This window comes from Stenotrophomonas sp. YJH_SMC_17, assembly GCF_059371655.1.
On the sequence record NZ_JCAFUU010000004.1, the window covers coordinates 24,230 to 42,146 of the forward strand.

The following is a 17,917-nucleotide window of genomic DNA, read 5'->3' on the forward strand; positions in this document are numbered from 1 at the left end:
TGCGTGTACAGGATGCATCCAACGGCGGGTCACAGGCAAAGGCCCCGGACGAACCGGGGCCTTGCGGGCTGCCGGCGACGGCAGCGGACATCAGGGTCAGAACAGCTCGACGGTGCCGGCGCCCATGCTCTGCTGGGCAACCGGCTTGTGCGGCGGGCGTTCCCACTCGCTGCGCAGTTCGCGCAGGCGGCTGCCGGTGCGCTGCAGGGCAGTGGCGATCTCTTCGTCGAACACGCCGCCATTGCGGTGCAGCAGTTCCTGCAGGGCGACTGCTTCGCGGTTGATCGCCGTCAGGCGGTCCAGGTGGGTGTGCACGCCGCCCAGTGCCTGGGTGGCGATGTCTTCGAACTGCAGGGCGCGCACGGCCTCGGCCACGCTGCCATCGATCGAACGGGCGCACTCGGACACTTCGCGCATGCCGTCGCCCAGCGAAGCGTTGATCTGCGCAACGTTGTCGAGCATCGCCGCCGCTTCCTGGCGGGCTTCGCGGGAGCGGTCCATGTCACGCGAGGCCATGTGCGAGACCGTCTCGCGCACCTTGGCGATGGCGTCCTTGGAGCTGTGCGCCAGCTTGCGGATCTGCTCGTTGAAGGTGGTCGAGCGCTCGGACAGGTTGCGCACTTCGTCAGCGACCACGGCGAAGCCACGACCGGCTTCACCGGCACGCGCCGCTTCGATGGCCGCGTTCAGCGCCAGCAGGTTGGTCTGGTCGGCGATCGACTTGACGTCTTCCAGCAGCGCGAAGATGCCATCCAGGTGCTGCGCCATCTGGTCGATGTGCTGCACGGTGGTGCTGCTCTGGCCGCTGACCTGTTCCAGCGCTTCCACCAGCTGTTCCATGCGGTGGCTGGCGTGCTGGGCGAAACGGGCAACGTCGAGGCCGGCATTGCCTTCATCACCAGCGCGGTCGACGATGCGCGACAGGGCTTGGCTCTGCTGGCGCGACTTGCGGTTCATCGCATCGAAGCTGCCGCCCAGGCTGGACACTGCCTGGCGGATCAGGTCACGGGCGCGTTCCACTTCGCCGCGCGAACCGTCAATCTCGTTGCCGACGAAGTTGCGCAGTTCGGTCAGCAGCTGGTCCTGTTCGCGCAGGACACGGGCGTGTTCGGGGGAACGATGTGCCTGGGCGCGGGTGGTCCACCACGCAAAGCCGAGCCAGCTCAGCGTCATCGTGGTCAGGATCGCCCAGCGCAGGGCGGCCGGCCATTCGAAACCGATGGCGATGGGGAGCAGCAGGGTCAGAGCCAGGGGGGCGGCCAGACGGATGAAAATGCGTGAGTACATGGACGTTCTCGGGAGGTGCACGGAGGATGTATCGGCCGTACCCCCTTTCTCTTTAACGTCGATGTGCCTCGAAGTGCATTCTGAATGCGCCGGTTTTCCGGCGCCCTGGCGGCTTCGGGGTCGGAGCCCTTTCCGTGCCGGGAAGGGATCCGACCCCTCGGGCTCACGCCAGTTGGCGATCCACGGCCTCGATCATCGCCTTGCGGCTGAACAGGAAGTCCCAGTAGCTACCGCCCAGCTGGCGCCACAGCACCGCCGAGCGTACCGCGGCCAGCAGCAGCGCGCGGATCTCGGCCACCACGCCGGCCTGGCCCAGGTAATGGGGGTTGCCCTGCACCATCACCCGCGGCTTGAGGTGGCTGATGGTGTCCGCGTACAGGCCGCCGAGGTTGGACAGCACGTCCGGGTGACCGCTGTCGCCCAGCTCGGTGGCCTGGCGCTGGGCGCGCTCGATGCCCGAGGCGACCTTGTTGACGGTCGCGCCGTCCTGTACGAAACGGCGCTCCAGTTGAAGCACCGACAGGGCCAGCTTGGGCAGGATCGGGTCCTGGCCCTGGTTGCGGAAGTAGTTGTGCAGCAGGCGCAGTCCGGCCTTCAGTGCATGGCGGTCACCGAACACCTCCTGCGGCGAGGACGCATCAACGCGGAACACGCTGTCCACGGCGGTGCGCACGGCGGCGGCGTCGGAATGGCCGGTATCGGCGATACGGCGTACCTGCTGCAGGGCCTGGGCAATGCCGGCCAGGGCCAGGACGCGGTCGTCGACAGTGAAACTCATGCAGCGATTACCTCAAAAGGGGAAGGGGTGGTGCGCAGGCGCTGTTCCAGCGGCGCATCGGTGGCGGCGATCACCGCGCCACCCAGGCACACCTCACCGTCATACAGCACCAGTGATTGACCGGGGGTAACGGCGCGCTGCGGGCGCGCGAAGGTGACCAGCACGCTGCCGTCGTCCAGCACCTCGACCGTACACCGCTCATCGGGTTGGCGGTAGCGGGTCTGTGCCGTGCACTCAAACCGGCGGGCGGGGGGCGCGCCGGCAATCCAGTGCGCGGTTTCCGAGCGCAGCCGGTCGGACAGCATCCACTTGCTGTCGCGGTCCTGGTCCACGTACAGCACGTTGCTGGCCACGTCCTTGCCGACCACATACCACGGCGCCGCGGGACGGCCGCGCACGCCGCCGATGTTCAGGCCCTCGCGCTGGCCCAGGGTGAAATAGAACACGCCCGGGTGTTCGGCGATCACGCTGCCGTCGGCCGGGTCGAGGATCTGGCCGGGCTTGGCCGGCAGGTAGCGGCCGAGGAACTCGCGGAAGTCGCGCTCGCCGATGAAGCAGATGCCGGTGGAGTCCTTCTTGGCGTGGGTCGGCAGGCTGACGTCGCGCGCGATCCGTCGCAGGTCGGTCTTTTCCAGGTCGCCGATCGGGAACAGGGTGGCCGACAGCTGTTCCTGGCCCAGCTGGTGCAGGAAGTAGCTCTGGTCCTTGGAGCGGTCGGCACCGCGCAGCAGCAGCCACTGGTGGCCGCGCTGGGCGACGCGTGCGTAGTGGCCGGTGGCGATGCGCTCGGCGCCGAGCTCGCGGGCGGCATCCAGGAAATGCTTGAACTTCACTTCCCGGTTGCACAGCACGTCCGGATTGGGCGTGCGGCCGGCGGCGTACTCGGCCAGGAAGTGTTCGAACACGCCCTGCCAGTACTCGCTGGAGAAATCGCGGAAGTGGAAGGGGATGCCGAGCAGGCCGCACACCGCCACCGCATCGCGGCGGTCGTCCTCGGCGCGGCAGTCGCCGCTGCCATCGTCGGCCCAGTTCTGCATGAACAGGCCGGCCACGGCCTGACCCTGCTGTACCAGGCGCCAGGCGGCGACCGAAGAGTCGACGCCACCAGAGACGCCCACCATCACGCGCGGAGTGCTCATGCGACCTCCCGGACCAGGGAAAGCGGGTGGCGCTGGCCACCCAGGTAATCGGCCACTACCTGCCACACCAGCGGGCTGCGCAGGCGTTCACCGGCGGCCCGCAGCTCGGCCGGCGTCAACCACAGGGCGCGGTCGATGCCGGTGTCCAGCGGCTGCGCCGGGTCGTGCGAGACCGGGCGGGCCGCATAGCAGAAGCGCAGGAAGGCAGTACCGTCACCGGCGGTCCACTGGTAGCAGCCAATGAAGTGGGTCAGCTGCACCGTCCAGCCGGTTTCCTCGCGGGTCTCGCGCAGGGCTGCCTCGGCCAGGCTTTCGCCCGGCTCGAGGTGGCCGGCCGGCTGGTTCAGCACCTGGCGGCCGTCGATGGTCTCTTCAACCAGCAGCACGCGCCCGCCGTCTACCACGACCGTGGCGACGGTGGCATGCGGTGCCCAGCGCAGGTCCGGCGTGGCGTTCAACTCAGAACTCGTCCTTCTTGGTCAGTTCCAGCTCCATCGCGTCGGCGGAGCGGATGGCCGCATCAATGGCGTCGCTGAGCTGGTCGGCCGTGGCATCGGCGTCGATCTTCACCACGAACATGGCGGTGGTGTCCTGCTTCACCCAGCCCCCCATCTTGGCATCCTGCGAGTCTTCCAGCAGGCGGTTGGCCACGGCCACCGGGAACTGCTTGGTCTTGGCGCTGTACGCGGGCGACCAGATCTCGCGGATGTTGTGGCTGCCGAAATCCTCCACCGACGAACGCACGTAGACCATCTGGGTGCGGTCACCCTCGACGTCGAAGACCATGCGGTAATCGCCGTCCTCGTCGACTTCGTAGGCGTAGCCCAGCTTGTCCAGGTGGCGGGCCACGGCCTTGTCGGCCTCCGCTGCGGCAGCGGAGCCGGTGGCAGCCAGGGCGATCAGCAGGGTGGAGAGAAGGGTCCTTTTCATGAAGATCCTGTGAAGCAATACTGAGGGAAAGTGCAATTGTGACGGCGGCCGCGCGTGCCGTCCAATGTGCGGCAGGCCGACGCAGGCTCGCCCGAGCCTCTATAATGGGCAGATGCCTCATGAGTCTTCCCCTGATTCCCAGCACGAGCACGGCGTTGCCGTAGAGCCCGCGCGCCCGGAAGTGGCGCCGCCGCCGTTCTACCAAGTGATGCTGCTCAACGACGACTACACCCCGATGGATTTCGTGGTGGACGTCCTGCAGCAGTTCTTCAGCATGGACCTGGACAAGGCCACGCAGGTGATGCTGCACGTCCACACCCGCGGCCGCGGTGTGTGCGGGGTGTTCACCCGTGAAGTGGCCGAGACCAAGGTTGCCCAGGTCAACGAGTATTCGCGGATGAACCAGCATCCGTTGCTGTGCACGATGGAAAAGGCCTGACCGGCTTTTGGTGCGGGCCTATCTGCGCCTGGCGCGGTGCGCCCGCCGAGGCGGGCACCTACCAGGGCGGAGGCCTGTGGGGCCGAGCACGCGCTCGGCTGCTGTTCGCCCAGGCATGCAGATTTCAGCCAGAAGCAGCCGAGCGCAGGCTCGGCTCTACCGCTGGGTCACGCTTCCGCGAGTGCCTCCAGTGCCATCCGCGCCACCGTCTCATCGATGTCAGCCGTGTCGCCGTCATCCCGGAACCACACCGCCGACAATCCCGTGCTGGCCGCGATCCAGCGCAGCAGGCGCGTGCGTTCCAGCTCCGCCAGCGCCGTGACCCGTTCAAGGCGAGCCACAAACCGTTCCGGCCGCGTCGCGACATGGATGCCCGGGCCGCAGAGATCCGGGTTGCTGAACAGCGTGGTGTAGTCGAAGGCGCGGTCGCCCAGCAGCCGCTTCGGGTCGATCGCCAGCCAGCCACGTGCGCCGAAATCGAGCACGTTGTCGTGGTGCAGGTCGCCGTGCAGCGGCCGGATCTCCTGCTCTTCCTGCAGCAGCCCTTCCGCCAGTGATCTGCACTGTTCCAGCAGTGGCGGCAGCGCAGCCCTTGGCTGCAGCAGGTCGGCGAACCATGTACGCAGGCAGACCAGCTCCGCTGGCGGTGCGCTCCGTGGCCGGTGCAGCCGCTGCAGGACCTGGCACAGGATCGTGGTGCAGGTGTCATCGTCGCCCTTGATCGAGCGTTGCCGCAGCGAATCGCCGCTGGCGCGTTCGACCAGGATCGCCGGTCCCTCGTGGGCCAGCAGGCGGGCAGCACCGTCACCGTTCCACCAGCGCAGCAGGCGATGGGCGTTCTGCTCCTCGGGTTCGTCGCTGACCTTCAGCATCGCCGGTTCGCCGGCGTCGGTCAGCACCGGCCAGAGCCGGGCGCGGGGCGTTTCGATGGCGCGGCCATCACGCCGCAATCGCCAGCGGCTCAGGTAGGGTTCGCTCATGCTGGGCGGGCTGTCCTGGAGTGAATGAAGATCAAGCGATGTGTACTGCTAACGCCATCTGAACGCAGCAATCCGCTAGGGTGATGGAAATCGCGTAGTCAGGCCGCATATTGTCCCCATCTGCCGCCGGAGTAATCCATGTTCAGCAAAGACCTCGAACACACCATCGGCCAGTGCTACAAGCGCGCCCGTGAGGCCCGGCATGAGTTCATGACGGTCGAACACCTGCTGTTGGCACTGCTCGACAACCCGTCCGCCCAGGCCGTACTGAAGGCCTGTGGTGCCGACGCCGAACGCCTGCGCCAGGAGCTGGAGCAGGCCATCGAGGCCTCCGTGTCCCGCCTGGCCGAAGATGACGGCCGCGACACACAGCCGACCCTGGGCTTCCAGCGCGTGCTGCAGCGGGCCGTTTACCACGTGCAGTCCTCGGGCAAGAAAGAGGTCACCGGCGCCAACGTGCTGGTCGCCATCTTCGGCGAAAAGGACTCCCACGCCGTCTACTACCTCAACCAGCAGGACGTCACTCGCCTGGATGTGGTCAATTACCTGTCCCACGGCATCGCCAAGCTGGGCGAGGAAGGCGAGCAGCCATCTTCTTCCTCCGAGGGCGAGGGCCGCATGGAGGGCGGCGATGGCGAGCCGAAGGGCGATGCCCTGACCGAGTTCGCCAGCAACCTCAACGAGCAGGCCCGGGCTGGCCGCATCGACCCGCTGGTCGGTCGCGCCGACGAGATCGAGCGCACCATCCAGGTCCTGTGCCGCCGCCGCAAGAACAACCCGCTGTACGTGGGTGAGGCCGGCGTGGGCAAGACGGCCATCGCCGAGGGCTTGGCCCGCCGCATCGTCGAAGGCTCGGTGCCGGACGTGCTGGCCGACGCGGTGATCTACTCGCTCGACCTGGGCGCGCTGGTGGCCGGCACCAAGTACCGGGGCGACTTCGAGAAGCGCCTGAAGAGCGTGCTGACCGCGCTGAAGAAGGTGCCCAACGCGGTGCTGTTCATCGACGAGATCCACACCATCATCGGTGCCGGTTCGGCGTCGGGCGGCACCATGGACGCGTCCAACCTGATCAAGCCGGCGCTGGCCTCCGGCGAGCTGCGCTGCATCGGCTCGACCACCTTCCAGGAATACCGTGGCATCTTCGAGAAGGACAGGGCGCTGGCCCGTCGCTTCCAGAAGATCGACATCGTCGAGCCGACCGTGGGCGAGACCTACGAGATCCTGCAGGGCCTGAAGTCCAAGTACGAGCTGCACCATGGCGTGACCTATTCCGACGAGGCGCTGCAGGCCGCAGTGGACCTGTCGGTGAAGCACATCGGCGACCGCCTGCTGCCGGACAAGGCCATCGACGTGATCGATGAGGCCGGCGCCCGGCAGCGCCTGCTGCCGGAAGGGCAGCGCAAGGAGCTGATCGACGTCGAGGAAGTGGAGGCGATCGTGGCCAAGATGGCGCGTATCCCGACCAAGCAGGTCAGCGCCACCGACAAGGATGTGCTGCAGCACCTGGAGCGCAACCTGAAGATGGTGATCTTCGGCCAGGACCCGGCCATCGAGACGCTGTCCTCGGCGATCAAGCTGGCCCGTTCGGGCCTGGGCAACCCGGAAAAGCCGATCGGCAACTTCCTGTTCGCCGGCCCGACCGGTGTGGGCAAGACCGAGGTGACCAAGCAGCTGGCGCTGCAGCTGGGCATCGAACTGGTCCGCTTCGACATGTCCGAATACATGGAGCCGCATTCGATCAGCCGCCTGATCGGCGCCCCTCCGGGTTACGTCGGCTTCGACCAGGGCGGCCTGCTGACGGAAAAGATCGTCAAGACGCCGCACTGCGTGCTGCTGCTGGACGAGATCGAGAAGGCACACCCGGACATCTTCAACATCCTGTTGCAGGTGATGGACCGCGGCGTGCTGACCGATACCAACGGTCGCGAGGCGAACTTCAAGAACGTGGTGCTGGTGATGACCACCAATGCCGGCGCGGCGCAGGCCTCGCGGCGTTCGATCGGCTTCACCAAGCAGGACCATGCCACCGACGCCATGGAGACCATCCGCCGCAGCTTCACCCCGGAATTCCGCAACCGCCTTGACGCAGTGGTGCAGTTCCAGGCGCTGGGCTTCGAGCACATCCTGCGCGTGGTCGACAAGTTCCTGATCGAGCTGGAGATGCTGCTGCAGGACAAGCACGTCAGCCTGTCGGCCACCCCGACCGCCCGTGATTGGCTGGCCCACCATGGTTTCGATCCGCTGATGGGTGCCCGTCCGATGGCCCGCGTGATCCAGGACAAGATCAAGCGTCCGCTGGCCGACGAACTGCTGTTCGGCAAGCTCGTCAACGGTGGCAAGGTCAGCATCGACGTCCGCAACGACGAACTGGTGGTGGAGACCCAGGCCGAGCCGGAGCGTCTGCTGCCGGTGACGGTGGAGTAATCCCGCGCCGGTCCGGGTCCGGACGTGGTGGGAGAACAAGGGCGGCTTCGGCCGCCCTTGCCTTGTCTGCCGTCAGCGGCCGCGGCGGCGTGCTTCCCGTGTGAACTGCTCGGCATCGATCGGCTCGATGCGCGCGACCTCGCAGCTGCGGCGACCGGTTTCCAGCTTGCTTCGGCCTTCGCCGCACAGTTCCCCCGCGTCCTTCCCGTCGGTCTTGAAGTCGAGGCGGGTGGCCAGCACGGCAGACGGGCAGCTGCTGCGGAAATGCACGACATAGTGGTCTACACCGGAGCGAAGCAGGATGTTCCTGTCGGCACCGGCGCGAACGATCTGCTGTTCGCCCGACAGTGGCACGCACTGCGCTGGTGTGGTGTCGGCGGCATGGGCAGGCGACGCCAGCAGGGTGGTGGCAGACAAGGCCAAGGGGATGAGCAGGGAGGGCAGGTTCATGGCGGGGCAGGGGGCGACGATCCGGACTGGACCGGATCCCAGGGTGCCGCCGCTGCCGCGAATGCGAATCTGCCGCAAGCAGGGCTGACCGATGCCACGGTGAGTTCGGTCACGATGACCTCCGGCAGGGCCGGATTGCGGGCATGACAAAAGGCCAGCAACCAGGGCTGGCCTTGTCGAAGTGGCGCCAGGCGCCGACCGCTTACTTCATGCGGTAGGTGATACGACCCTTGGTCAGGTCATACGGGGTCATTTCAACCTTGACCCGGTCACCGGTAAGGATGCGGATGTAGTTCTTGCGCATGCGGCCGGAGATGTGGGCGATGATTTCGTGCCCATTTTCCAGACGAACGCGGAAAGTGGTGTTCGGCAGCGTCTCGCTGACGGTGCCCTCGAACTCGATGGAATCGTCTTTCGACATGTAGTCCTGTGCGGTTCAGAAAACGGCCACGCTGGGCCTAAGGCGCAGTATTTTACGCGTGACCGGCCCAGCTTGCAAAGTTTGCGTTAACCCTCGGCCAAACGCCGTGCTGGCAAGCGTCCGACGGCCTGGGTCCAGGCGCCTTCACGGCCCCCGCGGCGCACGGCATGGCGCACATGGTCCAGGAATTGCGCACGGGGCAGGTGCTCGGCTCCCATCCGCAGCAGGTGTGGGTTCTCCACCTGGGCGTCGATCAGTTCCCAGTCCCAGCCCCGCAGGGTGGAAGCCAGTGCGGCCAAGGCGACCTTGGAGCCGCCGCTGGCGCCACTGAACATGCTTTCGCCGAAGAACATCGATCCGATCGCCACCCCATAGATGCCGCCGACCAGCGTCTGCCGGTCCCAGACCTCGAAGGAATGGGCAAAGCCGAGGTCGTGCAGCTGGCTGTAGGCCTCGACCATCGCCGGACTGATCCAGGTGCCGTCCTGGCCGGGGCGTGGTGCCGCCGCGCAGGCACGCATCACGCGGCTGAAGGCGGTGTCGGCGGTGACCTCCCAGTCGCAGCCACGTAGCTGGCGGCGGAAACGACTGGACAGGTGCACGCCCTCGGTGCGGAACACCATGCGGGGGTCCGGCGACCACCACAGGATCGGCTCGCCTTCGCTGAACCAGGGGAAGATGCCTCCGGCATGCGCGTTGAGCAGGCGCACCGGATGCAGGTCGCCGCCTACTGCAAGCAGGCCATCGGGCTGGCGCAGTGCGGTCTCGGCCGGAGGGAAGGGCGCGTCCGGCGCATCGGCCAGGCGCCAGGGCAGCTGGCGGGTCATGTCACCATTGTATTCGTCGTGGTGATCGTTGATGTCTGGCACCATCGGCGTCCAACGGCAAGGAGCCCACGCATGAGTGACGCGATTACCGCCATCCTCGATGTGCACGACACCCCGTGCACGCGTAACGACAGCCAGAACATGCTGCTGGCGCTGGCCACTGAGCAGCCGTTCCAGCTCGGTGCGCTGATGCTGCTGGCGCTTGCCCGGCGTTCACCCGGCTCGGCGTTTCTCGACATGGCGCTGGATCTGCTGCCCGACGAAGCGGTAGCGCCGGTCTGTGCCGAGGCCTGGCGTCGCTACCGTGATGGCGAGCGCGGCGAGCTGGTGGCCAGCGTGATGGAATTCGCCAGCTATCAGGCGCCGCAGCTGCTGCAGGACGACTGGGAGGCACTGCTGGCGGTCACCCGTGAGGATGAGCTGCAGCTGGCTTCGCAGGTATGGCGGGACCTGCCCTCCGCCATTGCCGCGCAGTGGGCGCGCATCCTGTCCGAAGCCGATGACGATCGCGAAATGGCGCGAGCCAGAGCGTTGCTGCTTGCGACCCTGCCAGAGACGTACGGCGTTGCCCGCGGCTACATGGTCGACTGGGGACGGCTTGATGCCGAGGTCTGGGCGCACTGGGCAGGCGTCGCCGACGGACGGCAGCCGCGGCGCCTGCATGGGGAGCGGCCGCTGCACATCCGCTTCGGTCGTGAGCAGCATCGTGCGCAGCAGGCCGACGAGCCGAGCTGGCGCAGGCGCATCTGGCGTCTGCACCCGACCTGGAGCAGCGGGCAGGTGCGCCATGCCGGTCAGATGGGTGGGCGGCTGGAAGCGCTCTGTGGCAGCTGCCATGCGCCGCTGCAGCGCCTGCTGCGAACCGATGCTGCCGCGCTTCAACCGGGCGCGGCCGGCGAGATCACGCTGGGCCTGTGCCTGGACTGCTGCGGTTGGGAAGATCCGCCCGTGCGTTTCTATCGCCACGATGTCAGCGGCCTGCCCAGCTGCCACCCCAGCCAGCGCCTGGAGGTGCCGGCCACGCCCACTGACAGCGGTGACCTGATGCGTGCCGAAGTGGGCCTGGTCGCCCTGGACAGCGCGCGCTGGCAGCAACAGGACTGGGGCCAGTCCAACCATCGGCAGAACCTGTCGCGCGTGGGCGGCGCACCGAGCTGGGTGCAGAGTGCCTGGTATCCGGCGTGCATCGATTGCGGTGAGGAGATGCCCTTCGTGATGCAGCTGGATTCGACGCTGCCGACCACCGGTGGAGGCGCGCTGCTATGGGGCAGTGGCGGCATGCTCTACACGTTCTGGTGTGCGAAGTGCCGGGTGAGCGGGCACTTCTGGCAATGCACCTGAGCGCAGCGTACCCGGCATCGCTCTGGCAGGTGCCAACCTTGGGCCTATTGCTCTGGTAGGTGCCCGCCCTGGTCGGCACGCTCGCGGAACGGCCCATGCCCCTGCAGTTCCTGCTGATAGCGGCGCACATCCCGCCGCTCCTGCCGGCACCAGTCATGCAGCGCTTCTGCAAAGTCCGCATCAGCCACCCAGTGCCGGCTGCGCACCAGCGTCGGCAGAAAGCCCCGCGCAAGCTTGTGCTCGCCCTGCGCACCCGGCTCGAAACGGCTGAGGCCTTCGCGCAGGCAGTACTCGATGCCTTGGTAGTAGCAGGCTTCGAAGTGCAGCCCGGGCAGGGTGGCGCCACCCCAGTAGCGGCCGTAGAGCGTGTCGCCGCCACGCAGGCAGAGCGCTCCGGCGATTGGCTGGCCTTCCTGCTCGGCGAGGAACAGCACCAGCCCGCGACCCAATGAAATGGCCAGATGGCGCAGGAAGACCTCGGTCAGCGCCGGGGCGTTGCCGTATTCGAGGAAGGTCTGCAGGTAGAAGCGGTACATCGCCTGCAGATCGGCGCGACTGGCCTCGTCGCCGTGCACCACGCGGAAGGTGATGCCCTGGCGGGTGACCTTGGCCCGTTCCTGGCGGATGTTCTTGCGGTGCTTGTGGTCCATCGCGCCGAGGAACTGCTCGAACGTGGCCCAGTCACCCGCGTTCTGCCATTGGAACTGCACGTCCTCGCGCAGCAGCCAGTCGTCACCGAACAGGGCCTCATCGCTGGCGGTGTGGAAGTTGATATGGGCCGAGGATACGTGCAGCGCGGGCAGTGCCTCGCGCAATGCCGACAGCAGCGCGACGCGCCCTGAATCGTGACGGGCCAGCAGGCGCGGTCCGGTGACCGGTGAGTACGGCACCGCGCCCAGCCACTTCGGGTAGTAGTCGCGGCCGTGGCGCGCATAGGCGTTGGCCCAGGCATGGTCGAACACGAACTCGCCGTGCGAATTGGTCTTCAGGTAGCCGGGAATGGCGCCGACCAGGGTGTCGCCGTCCCATTGGGTGAAGTGCTGAGGCTGCCAGCCCCAATCCTCGCGCAGGCAGCCATGTCGTTCCAGGCCAGAGAGGAAGGCGTGGCTGACGAAGGGGTTGCGGCCGTCGTGCAGGGCGTCCCAGTCGGTGGCGGCAATGGACTGCAGGGAGTCGAGGAAGCGGGTGGAGGGCATGGGGGAAGGATAGGGCAGATGAAACGAAAAGGCCGACGCATTGGCGTCGGCCTTTTGTTCGAGTCGAGCATGGCTCGACGCTACTGAGCAGGATCAGCGCTTCAGCTTGCCTTGCCTTCGGCATCCAGGAAGCGCTCGGCGTCCAGCGCGGCCATGCAGCCGAAGCCGGCCGAGGTGATCGCCTGGCGGTAATGCTGGTCGGCCACGTCGCCGGCGGCGAACACGCCTTCCACCGAGGTCTGGGTGGCGTTGCCGCCCAGGCCTGAGCGGATCTCCAGGTAGCCGTTGTTCATCGCCAGCTGGCCGTCGAACAGGGTGGTGTTCGGGTGGTGGCCAATGGCCACGAAGAAGCCGTGGGCGTCGATGTCGCGGGTGCTGCCATTCAGGGTGGACTTCACGCGCACGCCGGTCACGCCGGCGTCGTTGCCCAGCACTTCCTCCACCTGGTGATGCCAGACGGTCTCGATCTTGCCTTCGGCCACCTTCTTGAACAGCTTGTCCTGCATGATCTTTTCCGCCTTCAGGGTGTCGCGGCGGTGGACCAGGTAGACCTTGCGGGCGATGTTGGACAGGTACAGGGCCTCTTCCACGGCGGTGTTGCCGCCACCCACCACGACCACGTCCTGGTCACGGTAGAAGAAGCCGTCACAGGTGGCGCAGGCGGAGACGCCGCGGCCCTTGAAGGCCTCTTCGGTCGGGATGCCCAGATACTTGGCGGTGGCGCCGGTGGCGATGATCAGCGCGTCACAGGTGTACTCGTGGCTGTCTCCGATCAGCTTGAACGGGCGCTGGGACACATCAGCGGTGTGGATGTGGTCGAAGATGACCTCGGTCTCGAAACGCTCGGCGTGGGCCTGCATGCGTGCCATCAGGTCCGGGCCCATCAGGCCGTGGGCGTCACCGGGCCAGTTGTCCACCTCGGTGGTGGTCATCAGCTGGCCACCCTGCTGCAGGCCGGTGATGACGACCGGCTTCAGGTTGGCGCGGGCAGCGTAGACGGCGGCGGTCCAGCCGGCCGGGCCGGAACCGAGGATGACGAGACGCTGGTGGCGGGAGGGCAGGCTGGTGCTCATGTAGACTCGCGAAAAGGTAGATGGGACAAGGCGCTGGCGATGTTTGCGCAGCATCCGTGGCTGGTCATAGAGTGGCGGCTGGGGCAGGGCGATTCAAGCCGATGAACGGAACGCCGTCATCCAGTGGTGATTCCGGCCCTCCGCAGACTCTGTCAGATGTCGCATAACTGAAAACTGACGCCGTCTCATTTATTATCAATCACTAACAGTGCATTCCAAAGGTATGGTCTAAGGTGGCGAAGCAGGTCCCCGAACGCTCCAAGTCCGACGACAGCAAGGCGTCACGTCGCACGGCCGCAGCGGCGGCGACCGATAATCCACGCCGCCAGCGCCTCTGGCGCGACCTGGGCCTGATCGCCATCGCGCCGGCGCTGCTCTATCTGGCGGCCAGTCTTTTCACCTATTCAGCAACCGATCCGGGCTGGTCGCACACCGGCAGCGTCGTCGCGCCGGTGCATAACCTGGGAGGCCGCGCCGGCGCCTGGATCGCCGACGTGCTGCTGCAGTTGTTCGGTTACATCGCCTTCCTGCTGCCCGTCGTACTGGGCGCGCTGGCCTGGATCGCCATGTTCGGCCTCAAGCGTGAGAGCAAGGGCGAGAATGACCTGGACCCGGCGCTGCGCCTGGTCGGCCTGGTCGGCTTCCTGATCGCCGGTACCGGCTTCCTGCACGTGCGCCTGTTCAGTGGCGATGTTTCCAGTGCCGGCGGCATCCTCGGCAAGCTGGTGGGCAACTCGCTGACGGTGGGCTTCGGCGCGCTGGGCGCGAACCTGTTCGTGCTGGTGCTGCTGCTGGCCTCGATCACCCTGGCCACCGGGCTGTCCTGGTTTACGGTGATGGAGAAGATCGGCCGTGGCGTGATGTCGCTGGCGCCGCTGCTGGAGCGCAAGAAGGAAGAAGTCACCGAGTGGAAACAGACCCGGGTGATGCGCGAGGAGCGCCAGGAAGTGCGCAAGGCCGACGCCGAGGTGCGCGCCAAGCGCGAGCCGGTGAAGATCGAGCCGCGCCCGGAACCGGTGATCGAGAAGAGCGATCGGGCCAAGCGCGACACCCAGATTCCGATGTTCCGCGGCGTCAACGGCGATGGCTCGGACCTGCCGCCGCTGGCGCTGCTGGATGATCCCAAGCCGCAGCCCAAGGGCTACGACGAAGAGACGCTGGAGACCCTGTCGCGGCAGATCGAGTTCAAGCTGAAGGACTTCCGCATCGATGCGCAGGTGGTCGGCGCCAATCCCGGCCCGGTCATCACCCGCTTCGAGATCGAGCCGGCACCGGGCATCAAGGTCAGCCAGATCAGTTCGCTGGACAAGGACATCGCGCGCGGCTTGTCGGTGAAGTCGGTGCGCGTGGTCGATGTCATTCCGGGCAAGTCAGTGATCGGCCTGGAAATTCCCAACGTCACCCGCGAGATGATCTTCCTGTCCGAGCTGCTGCGCTCGAAGGAATATGACAAGTCGGCCAGCGTGTTGACCCTGGCGCTGGGCAAGGACATCGCGGGTCGCCCGACGGTGGCCGACCTGGCGCGCATGCCGCATCTGCTGGTGGCCGGCACCACCGGCTCGGGCAAGTCGGTGGCGGTCAATGCGATGGTCCTGAGCCTGTTGTTCAAGGCCTCGCCGAAAGACCTGCGGATGCTCATGATCGACCCGAAGATGCTCGAACTGAGCGTCTACCAGGGTATCCCGCACCTGCTGGCGCCGGTGGTCACCGACATGAAGGAGGCCGCCAACGGCCTGCGCTGGTGCGTGGCCGAGATGGAGCGCCGCTACAAGCTGATGAGCGCGGTGGGCGTGCGCAACCTGGCCGGCTTCAACAAGAAGGTGAAGGAAGCCCAGGACGCCGGCCAGCCGCTGATGGACCCGCTGTTCAAGCCGAACCCCGAATTGGGCGAGGCGCCGCGCCCGCTGGAGACGCTGCCGTTCATCGTCATCTTCATCGACGAATTCGCCGACATGATGATGATCGTCGGCAAGAAGGTGGAAGAGCTGATCGCGCGCCTGGCACAGAAGGCGCGTGCGGCCGGCATCCACCTGATCCTGGCTACGCAGCGCCCATCGGTGGACGTGATCACCGGCCTGATCAAGGCCAACATCCCGACCCGCATCGCCTTCCAGGTCAGCTCCAAGATCGACTCGCGCACCATCCTCGACCAGTCCGGCGCGGAAACCCTGCTCGGCCACGGCGACATGCTGTACCTGCCGCCGGGCACCGCGCTGCCCGAACGCGTGCATGGCGCGTTCGTGTCCGACGATGAAGTGCATCGCGTGGTCGAGCACCTCAAGGCGATGGGCCCGGCCGACTATGTCGACGGCGTGCTGGACGAAGTGCAGACGATGGGCGACGGCGTGGTCGTGGGCGCCACCGGCCTGCCGGAGAACAGTTCGTCCGGCGACGAGTCCGACCCGTTGTATGACGAAGCACTGCGGGTGGTCACCGAGACGCGCCGTGCCTCGATTTCCGGCGTGCAGCGCCGGCTGAAGATCGGCTACAACCGTGCAGCGCGACTGATCGAGGCCATGGAAGCGGCCGGCGTGGTCAGCCCGCCCGAGCACAACGGCGACCGCACGGTGCTGGCACCGCCGCCGCCGAAGTAAGGCCCGACGTATCCCCGCGACGTCCAAGGAACCGACGCATGCTTCATCCCGTCCCAAGCGCGCTGGCGCTGGCACTGGCAGCCTTCGTGGCTGCCAGCCCGGCACTGGCAGATGCCGCCACCTCCGCGCCCGCCACGGCGCCGCCTTCCACCAGCGGCGATACCGAAGCCAGCAACAATTTCAGCATTGTCCGTTACCGCGCCGACTACCAGGTGCGGCCGGATGCCGGCAATGTACAGACCGAAACCTACGAAGTGCTGCTCAAGACCAAGGCCTCGGTCGAGCAGTTCAGCCAGGTGCGGCTGAGCTACAGCGAGAAGATGGAAACCCTGGAGGTGCTTGGCGCCTACACCATCACCGCCGACGGCCAGCGCCGCGACGTGCCGGCCGATCGCATCTACACCCAGGAAAGCTACTCCAGCGCCTCGGCGGCGATGTATGCCGACCGCAAGGTGCGGGTGATCGTGTTCCCGAACCTGGCGCCGGGCACGCGGCTGTACTACCAGGTGCGCCGGACCCAGCTGACGCCGTACTTCCCGGGCTATTTCGGACTGTGGGAGACGTTCAATGTCTTCACCGAATACGAGGACGCCGAGGTCACCCTGAGTGCGCCGGCCAACCTGCCGATGTTCGTCGACAGCCGCGGCGTGCAGGGCAGTGATCGCCCGACAGTGAAGAACGGCCAGGCGCAGTGGCGCTGGCGCTACAAGCGGCGTGAGGCGATGCCGGCCCAGAACTGGTCGGCCGCCGGTTGGGAGTTCGGCCCGAACATCATGGCCAGCACGTATCGTGACTGGGCGCAGATGGGGCGTGCCTACCAGCGCAAGGCCGGCCCGGCGGCACAGGTCACGCCGGAACTGCAGGTGCTGGCCGACCAGATCACCACTGGGATCAGCGACCGGCGCGAGCAGGCCGATGCGCTCTACCGCTGGGTGGCGCAGAACATCCGCTATGTGGCGGTGTACCTGGGCAATGGCGGTTTGGAACCGAACAGCGCGCAGAGCATCCTCGACAACCACTACGGCGACTGCAAGGACCATGTGACGATCCTGGAGGCGCTGCTGGCAGCCAAGGGCATCGCCAGTTCGCCGGTGCTGATCGGTGCCGGTGGCGGGCCGACGCTGCCGAAGATCCCGGTGCTGGGCCGCTTCAACCACGCCATCACCTACATTCCCGAATTCGACCTGTACCTGGATTCGACCACCGCGTGGGCGCGCTTCGGCCAGCTGCCGGAAGGTGACCTGGGTGCGCCGGTGATGCGCACCCGCGACGCCACGCTGGCACGCACCCCGGCCAACACGCCCGAACGCAACGCCACCTCGATGGAGGTGCGTTTCACCTTCGACGCCAACGGCAACCTGCGCGGCGAGACCACCCCGAAACTGGGCGAGAACGCGGAGATCGGCATGCGCGCGCAGTTCTCGCAGCTCAACGCGCAGAACCGTGCGCGTGCTGAAGAGCAGATCATGGCCGCGTCCGGTTTCGATGGGCGAGGGCAGCTGCAGATCCAAGGCGTGCCAGGCGACCTGACCCGGCCCTTCGGCTATCGCATGGCGTTCCAGGCCGAGGACTACGCCGATTTCAGCGTGGCCGGCGGCATGGCCGTGCCGGACCCGCCGGGCGGCGAGTCGGTGCGCGGCCTGTACGCCACTGCCTCGGCGCCGGCCAACGAAACGCCGTTCTACTGCAACGCCAGCCTTCGCGAGGAAACCTATCGCCTGCAGTTCCCGGCCAATGCACCGATCATTGCCATCCCGGCGAGCCAGCGGTTCAGCAATGCCGCCGGCGAGTACCGGGTGGACTGGAGCCGCGAGGGCCAGGAAGTCACCGCGCATCACCGCCTGCTGCAGAACGCGGTGCGGGGAACGGAGGCGCTGTGCCAGCCGCAGGACTATCCGGCGTTCCGCGCGCTGTATCGCGAAGTGCGGCGTGGCTTCCGCGGCCAGGTGCTGTACGGCAAGCTGCCCGGATCGGGCGGCTGAATCGCCGATGGACGATCAGGGCGGCATAATGTCGCCCTGATCGCCCATTCATCTTT

16 protein-coding genes are annotated in these 17,917 nt (G+C 66.8%); 5 read left to right on the plus strand and 11 right to left on the minus strand.

Annotated features, from left to right (window positions below):
• Nucleotides 1-96: 96 nt before the first annotated feature.
• The 5 genes from AC5P8Z_RS12795 to AC5P8Z_RS12815 form a co-directional block, all read right to left on the minus strand.
• Nucleotides 97-1,287 (minus strand): methyl-accepting chemotaxis protein, encoded by a 1,191-nt coding sequence (locus AC5P8Z_RS12795; RefSeq protein ID WP_286071917.1) that lies wholly within the window; start codon nucleotides 1,285-1,287, stop codon nucleotides 97-99.
• A 163-nt stretch (nucleotides 1,288-1,450) separates the two neighbouring features.
• Nucleotides 1,451-2,065, minus strand: coding sequence for a high frequency lysogenization protein HflD (gene hflD / locus AC5P8Z_RS12800; RefSeq protein ID WP_286071918.1), 615 nt, complete (start codon nucleotides 2,063-2,065; stop codon nucleotides 1,451-1,453).
• Nucleotides 2,062-3,204, minus strand: a complete 1,143-nt coding sequence (gene mnmA / locus AC5P8Z_RS12805; protein ID WP_286071919.1) for a tRNA 2-thiouridine(34) synthase MnmA — start codon at nucleotides 3,202-3,204, stop codon at nucleotides 2,062-2,064. The genes hflD and mnmA overlap by 4 nt, the downstream gene beginning before the upstream one ends.
• Nucleotides 3,201-3,662, minus strand: a complete 462-nt coding sequence (locus AC5P8Z_RS12810; RefSeq protein WP_286071920.1) for an NUDIX hydrolase — start codon at nucleotides 3,660-3,662, stop codon at nucleotides 3,201-3,203. Before AC5P8Z_RS12810 ends, mnmA begins: the two co-directional genes overlap by 4 nt.
• A 1-nt stretch (nucleotide 3,663) precedes the next feature.
• Entirely contained in the window at nucleotides 3,664-4,134 is a 471-nt protein-coding gene (locus AC5P8Z_RS12815) for a hypothetical protein (protein ID WP_286071921.1), read from the minus strand.
• A 112-nt stretch (nucleotides 4,135-4,246) separates the two neighbouring features.
• On the opposite strand from AC5P8Z_RS12815, the gene clpS reads away from it, so the two are divergent.
• A complete protein-coding gene (gene clpS, locus AC5P8Z_RS12820) occupies nucleotides 4,247-4,573 on the plus strand; it encodes an ATP-dependent Clp protease adapter ClpS (RefSeq protein WP_005416477.1) in 327 nt (108 codons plus the stop codon).
• Between the two features lie 167 nt (nucleotides 4,574-4,740).
• Here the strand turns inward: clpS and AC5P8Z_RS12825 are convergent, their stop codons facing one another.
• Entirely contained in the window at nucleotides 4,741-5,553 is an 813-nt protein-coding gene (locus AC5P8Z_RS12825) for an APH(6) family putative aminoglycoside O-phosphotransferase (RefSeq protein ID WP_495229188.1), read from the minus strand.
• Between the two features lie 138 nt (nucleotides 5,554-5,691).
• On the opposite strand from AC5P8Z_RS12825, the gene clpA reads away from it, so the two are divergent.
• Nucleotides 5,692-7,977 carry an ATP-dependent Clp protease ATP-binding subunit ClpA gene (gene clpA, locus AC5P8Z_RS12830; protein WP_295569154.1) on the plus strand — a complete coding sequence of 762 codons (2,286 nt, stop codon included), beginning with the start codon at nucleotides 5,692-5,694 and terminating at the stop codon, nucleotides 7,975-7,977.
• A 72-nt stretch (nucleotides 7,978-8,049) separates the two neighbouring features.
• Here clpA and AC5P8Z_RS12835 read toward each other — a convergent pair whose 3' ends face one another.
• The 3 genes from AC5P8Z_RS12835 to aat all read right to left on the minus strand — a co-directional run bounded on the left by AC5P8Z_RS12835 (nucleotide 8,050) and on the right by aat (nucleotide 9,675).
• Nucleotides 8,050-8,427, minus strand: a complete 378-nt coding sequence (locus AC5P8Z_RS12835; protein WP_286071924.1) for a hypothetical protein — start codon at nucleotides 8,425-8,427, stop codon at nucleotides 8,050-8,052.
• 202 nt (nucleotides 8,428-8,629) lie between these two features.
• Nucleotides 8,630-8,848: a translation initiation factor IF-1 gene (gene infA / locus AC5P8Z_RS12840; RefSeq protein ID WP_005409596.1), complete on the minus strand. Its 219-nt coding sequence runs from the start codon at nucleotides 8,846-8,848 to the stop codon at nucleotides 8,630-8,632.
• Nucleotides 8,849-8,934: 86 nt separating this feature from the next.
• The gene (gene aat, locus AC5P8Z_RS12845) at nucleotides 8,935-9,675 is read right to left on the minus strand and encodes a leucyl/phenylalanyl-tRNA--protein transferase (RefSeq protein WP_495229359.1); all 741 of its coding nucleotides are present in this window, start codon (nucleotides 9,673-9,675) and stop codon (nucleotides 8,935-8,937) included.
• A 72-nt stretch (nucleotides 9,676-9,747) separates the two neighbouring features.
• Between aat and AC5P8Z_RS12850 the strand changes: the two genes are divergently transcribed.
• Nucleotides 9,748-11,016 carry a hypothetical protein gene (locus AC5P8Z_RS12850; protein ID WP_286071925.1) on the plus strand — a complete coding sequence of 423 codons (1,269 nt, stop codon included), beginning with the start codon at nucleotides 9,748-9,750 and terminating at the stop codon, nucleotides 11,014-11,016.
• A gap of 44 nt (nucleotides 11,017-11,060) precedes the next feature.
• Here the strand turns inward: AC5P8Z_RS12850 and AC5P8Z_RS12855 are convergent, their stop codons facing one another.
• On the minus strand, nucleotides 11,061-12,212 hold the full coding sequence (locus AC5P8Z_RS12855) for a GNAT family N-acetyltransferase (protein WP_495229189.1): 1,152 nt from the start codon (nucleotides 12,210-12,212) through the stop codon (nucleotides 11,061-11,063).
• A 101-nt stretch (nucleotides 12,213-12,313) separates the two neighbouring features.
• Nucleotides 12,314-13,285, minus strand: coding sequence for a thioredoxin-disulfide reductase (gene trxB / locus AC5P8Z_RS12860; protein ID WP_495229190.1), 972 nt, complete (start codon nucleotides 13,283-13,285; stop codon nucleotides 12,314-12,316).
• Between the two features lie 233 nt (nucleotides 13,286-13,518).
• Here trxB and AC5P8Z_RS12865 point away from each other — a divergent pair, with 233 nt between their 5' ends.
• Nucleotides 13,519-15,879, plus strand: a complete 2,361-nt coding sequence (locus tag AC5P8Z_RS12865; protein ID WP_111202643.1) for a DNA translocase FtsK — start codon at nucleotides 13,519-13,521, stop codon at nucleotides 15,877-15,879.
• Between the two features lie 38 nt (nucleotides 15,880-15,917).
• The gene (locus tag AC5P8Z_RS12870) at nucleotides 15,918-17,861 is read left to right on the plus strand and encodes a DUF3857 domain-containing protein (protein ID WP_495229191.1); all 1,944 of its coding nucleotides are present in this window, start codon (nucleotides 15,918-15,920) and stop codon (nucleotides 17,859-17,861) included.
• Nucleotides 17,862-17,917 lie beyond the last annotated feature (56 nt).